This window comes from Bradyrhizobium sp. (assembly GCF_049512235.1).
Taxonomy (GTDB): domain Bacteria; phylum Pseudomonadota; class Alphaproteobacteria; order Rhizobiales; family Xanthobacteraceae; genus Bradyrhizobium.
The window spans coordinates 1-5,312 of the sequence record NZ_JBEKXH010000450.1 but is presented as its reverse complement, the minus strand read 5'-3'; the positions used below and the strand labels follow the sequence as shown (position 1 = coordinate 5,312).

Below are 5,312 nucleotides of genomic sequence, written 5' to 3'. Positions count from 1 at the left end.
AGCCCCGACGGGGCGCGCATCGTCACCGCATCGGCTGATCGAACCGCGCGGGTGTGGGATCCCGCGAGCGGGGAAATGCTGCGCGAGCTCAAGGGCCACGGCAGCGACGTCACGAGCGCGGCGTTCAGCCCCGACGGGGCGCGCATCGTTACCGCATCGCGTGATGGAACAGCGCGGGTGTGGGATGTGAGCTGGGAGACGAATGTGCGCCGTGAGGACCTGGTCCGGCGCGTTTGTACCGAAAAGCTCGTCGGTGGCAGAGCGTTCACGACAGAGGACGCGGCGGACCCTATCCTCGCCGCCCCAGCCGGCAAGGACCCCTGCGAGCGCACCGGCCCTTTCGCCGCGACCTACTGGGCCGATCTCGGGCGCAACATCTGGCGCCGGCTCAGCGCCGAACTGGCGCCGCTCTTTCGGCACGGCACGCAATAGCTCGTAGGTTGGGTTGAGCTCTTCGCGAAACCCAAAATCTTCGCTGGGACCATGAGTGATGGGTATCGCTTGCGCTCCACGCCGAGTAGGTGAGGATGTTTCCATCCTCACCCCTCACAGACCCGGACGTGCAGAATTCCCGCATCCGGTTCTTCACGAAAGAGCTTCGCTGACGGAGGTATATCGGTGGACGATTCGGGGCTGGGGGAGTGGATGGCGTTTCAGAAACGCGTTGAAGCGATCCCAGGGGAGCGGCTTCGCGCGCGTCCGACGTTCCAACCACTTGCGCCAGATCCTGGTGACCTGCTGCCGGTACCTGCCCAGCTGCCAGATATTCCCCGTGATGCCGTAGTAGGCATAATGACCGACAAGCTTCGCAGACAGCCGGGCGTGCTGCCATCGAATGGGCCGATGCCGGTTGCTCCGGCACCATTCCTTCGCGGCAACCAAGGCGCGAGCAAGCCGGCTCTTGGCCGTTCGCTGGCGCACCACATTGCGGCCCTTCCGGGATTTTGCCCACACGTGGGTGAACCCGAGAAAGTCGAACGGTGGTTCCTTGCAGTCTGGATGCGTACCGCCCTGCCGCACCGGGCGGAAGTCGATAAAACGGGTCTTGTCGGGATGCAGCGTGAGCCCATACCGTCCAAGTCGCTTGTCGAGAACTTCCAGTACCCGCTTGGCATCGAGGTGGTTCTTGAAGGTCATCACAAAGTCATCGGCGAACCGAACCAGGGTGCACTGTCCCGCCATGCAGGGCTTCACCTCGTTCTCGAACCACTGGTCCAGCACATGGTGCAGGTAGATGTTCGAGAGTATCGGTGAGATCACCCCACCTTGCGGGGTTCCTTCCGACGTCAGGCGCAGGAGGCCGTCTTCCAGGACTCCCGCTTTCAACCATTTGTCGATCATCCTTCGGATCACGCCATCCGTCACTCGCTGGTCGAGAATCTCCCGCAGCTGGCAGTGTGGGATGGAATCGAAGTACTTGCGTAAATCGACATCCAGCACCCAGTGCTGCTCTTGCCACGTGATGACGCCGCCCAATTTGCGCAGCGCCTGATGGGCCGAGCGCCCTGGCCGGAAGCCATACGAACAGGGTAGAAAATCCTGCTCATAGACGGCCTCCAAAACCATGGTCACCGCCCGCTGTGCCACTTTGTCCTCGAAGGTCGGGATACCAAGCGGCCGTTGCGACCCATCCGCCTTGGGAATGTAGGTCCGGCGGACCGGCGGCGCCTTGTAGCGGCCGGACTTGATGCGTTCGAGGAGGTCCAACAGATTGGCCTCCAGGTTCGCCTCATAATCCTTAGCTGTTGCTCCGTCGATGCCAGGCGCTCCATCCTTGCGGGTAAGCTCATAGGCTTCGTGCATCCATTCCATATCGATGACGTGGTGCAACGAGAACAGCACCTCGCCCGGCTTGGTTCTCGCCAGTTCGGCTATCCATTGTCGTTTCGTGGACAGGTTTGTGGGGTCCATGCCCCCTCCCGTGTTGCCCGCCAATGGTTCTCTTCCGCGACGCCTCCCTCCCCTCCTTCGGGTCCCGGCGATGCCCGGTTCCCCGCTCTCAACGGTTATATGAAGGCGCTACGACTTCCCACTCGCGCATCGGCGGTCGCTTATGGATTCGCTTCACGCCGCCCATGCGGTCCTCCTGCTTTCGTGTTCGCTACAGCGCTCCCGTGAGAATAGGAGGTCTCTCACGGGCCAGGGTCTTTGGTGATGCCGGCCAACCCTTGTTCCGGCGGTTACGCGTGGACGCGAATGGGATCTCTCAGGTCTTCAGACGATCCTTCCTGTGCCTCTGCTCCGCTCCAGGACCCCGGTCGAACCAACGTGCCCTCGCCAATCTCGGTCACGCTGATGTTGCCCCCGCTGGATGGACGGCGAAGGCTTCGACAATGCGATTTCGGGGCTAATACGCAGCTTTGGCACCCGCTGCCATACGCTTCACGCGTGGCGTTGCCGCACACGTGCAAGGCTCGCTTGCGACTGGCTGGCTGGCCTTGGTCGCGTGGGAATCGAACCCACTGGATCGCTTCGAGAGGTTTCAGCTCGTATTCACAATCGTCCTCCTCTCCTGCTCTCCTGACGCAACCACCCTACGACATCGAATCAATATGATTCGCATCTGAGAAACGCTCGACTAGTACGGTGTTTTCGAAGTTCTGATCATATCGACGCTTGCGAAGCTGCGCTCCCTCTCCCGCTCTTCGGCCGCAAGCGGGGCGAGGGGGCTCACCGCCGCTGCCGCGCGATTGTGATCAGGACTTGGGAAACGCTGGTATAGCGTTACAAAACCGCATGCGGCACGGCATCAAAACGGTTGACCACGATGTCGCGTTTGGTCGCATCGACGCGCACCGTCATGTCGAAGCGGCCGTCGTGCAGCTCTTTGGCGAGCACTTCCGAATTGCGATGCAGCCAGCTGATCCCGGCGCCGTCGGCGGCGTCGATCGAGAGGTCGAGCGTCGCGCGCGTCGCCGCCAGTCGATCCTCGATCGCAGCGAGTAGTGCCTCGATCCCCTCGCCCGTTTCGGCGGAAACCAGGAAGCACGGGCGCTCCGGCGGACGACGAGCGGCGATATTTTTCAGGTTTTCGCGGCTGTCGGGGTCGAAGCGGTCGATCTTGTTCCAGACCTCGAGAATGCGGCTGCCGGCATCCGGGTCGATACCGAGCTGGCGCAGCACGGTATCGACGTCGCGCTGCTGTGCCTCGGTGTCCTCATGGGAGATGTCGCGGACGTGGAGGATGACGTCGGCTTCCAGCACTTCCTCCAGCGTGGCGCGAAACGCCGCCACCAGTTGCGTCGGCAGGTTGGAGATGAATCCGACAGTGTCCGACAGCATCGCCTTGCCGCCATGCGGCAGGCTGAGCGCCCGCAAGGTCGGATCCAGCGTCGCAAACAGCATGTCGGCCGCCTGGACGTCGGCGCGGGTCAGGCGATTGAACAGCGTCGATTTTCCGGCATTGGTATAGCCGACCAGGGCTGCGACGCGATAGGGCACCCGCTGCCGGCCGGCGCGGTGCAGCCGCCGCGTCGCCTGCACCTTCTTGATTTCGTTCTCCAGCCGCGCAATGCGGTCGCCGATCAGGCGGCGGTCGGCCTCGATCTGGGTTTCGCCGGGGCCGCCCATGAAGCCGAAGCCGCCGCGCTGGCGCTCCAGATGGGTCCATGATCGCACCAGGCGCGAGCGCTGATAGTTCAGATGCGCGAGTTCGACCTGGAGCGCGCCTTCCCTGGTCTTGGCGCGGCGGCCGAAGATCTCGAGGATCAGCCCGGTGCGGTCGAGCACCTTGGTGTTCCAGGCCTTCTCGAGGTTGCGCTGCTGGATCGGCGACAGCGCGCAATCCATCACCACCAGTTCGATATCATGCCCGGTGATGAGCCCGACGATCTCCTCGACCTTGCCCTTGCCGAGATAGGTGGCGGGGCGGATCTGGCTGACCGGCGCGATCAGCGCCTCCGCGATCGAAAGCTCGATGGCGCGCGCCAGACCCACGGCCTCCTCAAGCCGCGCCTCGGAATTGCGTATGGCATGAACATCCGTTTGCGCCTCGGGATCGCCGCGGCGCACGCGCAGATACGGGCCGATGACGATCACCCGCCCGGTTGCTCTACCCCCAGCCGACCGCGGACGGTCAGCACCCCCTTCAAGATGGCGGGGTTCCAATCAGATCACTCTCAAGCCGGAGCATCCTCGCCGCCTTCGAACAACTGGATCGGAGCGCCGGGCATGATGGTCGAGATCGCGTGCTTGTAGACAAGCTGCGAATGACCGTCGCGCCGCAGCAGCAGGCAGAAATTGTCGAACCAGGTGACAATCCCCTGCAGCTTCACTCCATTGACCAGAAAGATCGTCAGTGGCGTTTTTGTTTTTCGAACGTGATTAAGGAAGGTGTCTTGTAGATTTTGTGCGCGGTCTGCCGCCATTGTTTTTGTCCCGCAGTCTTGTTTGCTTCTTTTTATTGAACCGATCGCGACTCTCTATCGGAGTCGTCCCCCGGTTGCCGGCTTCCCTGAGATCCCCCTCCGGGGAGCGCGGCGGTACGATTAGAGGGCAGGCTTGGTTTTTAGGCAAGCCAGTTCGCGCATCAGCCGTGCCGAACGGAGGCCTCATTCTCCGTAAAAAGCCGGAAATGAGGTCAAATTTCCCGATATGAACGGAAAAATCGGCAAATCGGCGTTCAGCCGACCCCCAGGGCCTTCAGCTTGCGATGCAGCGCCGAGCGTTCCATGCCTACGAATTCCGCTGTGCGAGAGATGTTTCCCGAAAAACGGCTGATCTGGGCGATCAGGTAGTCGCGCTCGAAGACTTCCCGCGCCTCGCGGAGCGGCAGGCCCATAATATGCTCGCCATTGTTGCTGGTCGGCATCGCCGGCACCATCGAGCCCACGTCCTGCGGCAGCATATCGGCGGTGATGATGACTTCCGGACCCCCGCCCGCCAGGATCATCACCCGTTCGACATTGTTGCGAAGCTGCCGGACATTTCCCGGCCAGATGTGCGACTGCAGCACCGCCATGGCATCCTGGCCGATCTGGCGTTTCGGCAACCCGGTCGCGATCGATATCTGGTCCATGAAATAGTCGATCAGTTCCGGAATATCCTCGCGGCGCTCCGACAGCGGCGGGACGCGGATCGGCACCACCGACAACCGGTGATACAGGTCCTCGCGGAACCGGCCTTCGGCGATTTCCTCTTCCAGATTGCGGGCTGTCGAGGAAATGATGCGAACGTCGACGCTGACCTTGGCGGTGCCCCCTGCCCGCTGGAACGTCTGATCGACCAGCACCCGCAGGATTTTATTCTGGGTTTCGCGCGGCAGGTCGCCGATTTCATCGATAAACAGGGTTCCGCCATGGGCCTCTTCCAGT

Annotated in this window: 5 protein-coding genes; 1 reads left to right on the top strand and 4 read right to left on the bottom strand. The window is 62.3% G+C overall.

The features are described from left to right. Positions 1-432: WD40 repeat domain-containing protein (locus tag ABSG20_RS29090; RefSeq protein WP_423867912.1), on the top strand; the 432-nt coding region annotated here is incomplete at its 5' end. A gap of 153 nt (positions 433-585) precedes the next feature. Here ABSG20_RS29090 and ltrA read toward each other — a convergent pair. The 4 genes from ltrA to ABSG20_RS29070 all read right to left on the bottom strand — a co-directional run. Next, the gene (gene ltrA, locus ABSG20_RS29085) at positions 586-1,911 is read right to left on the bottom strand and encodes a group II intron reverse transcriptase/maturase (RefSeq protein ID WP_423867911.1); all 1,326 of its coding nucleotides are present in this window, start codon (positions 1,909-1,911) and stop codon (positions 586-588) included. Positions 1,912-2,724: 813 nt separating this feature from the next. Beyond that, positions 2,725-4,107 (bottom strand): GTPase HflX, encoded by a 1,383-nt coding sequence (gene hflX / locus ABSG20_RS29080; protein WP_423867910.1) that lies wholly within the window; start codon positions 4,105-4,107, stop codon positions 2,725-2,727. A gap of 11 nt (positions 4,108-4,118) precedes the next feature. Next, positions 4,119-4,367 carry an RNA chaperone Hfq gene (hfq, locus tag ABSG20_RS29075; protein WP_006020546.1) on the bottom strand — a complete coding sequence of 83 codons (249 nt, stop codon included), beginning with the start codon at positions 4,365-4,367 and terminating at the stop codon, positions 4,119-4,121. A 254-nt stretch (positions 4,368-4,621) separates the two neighbouring features. After that, positions 4,622-5,312 (bottom strand): sigma 54-interacting transcriptional regulator (locus ABSG20_RS29070; RefSeq protein ID WP_423867909.1); only part of this gene is annotated, 691 nt, incomplete at its 5' end.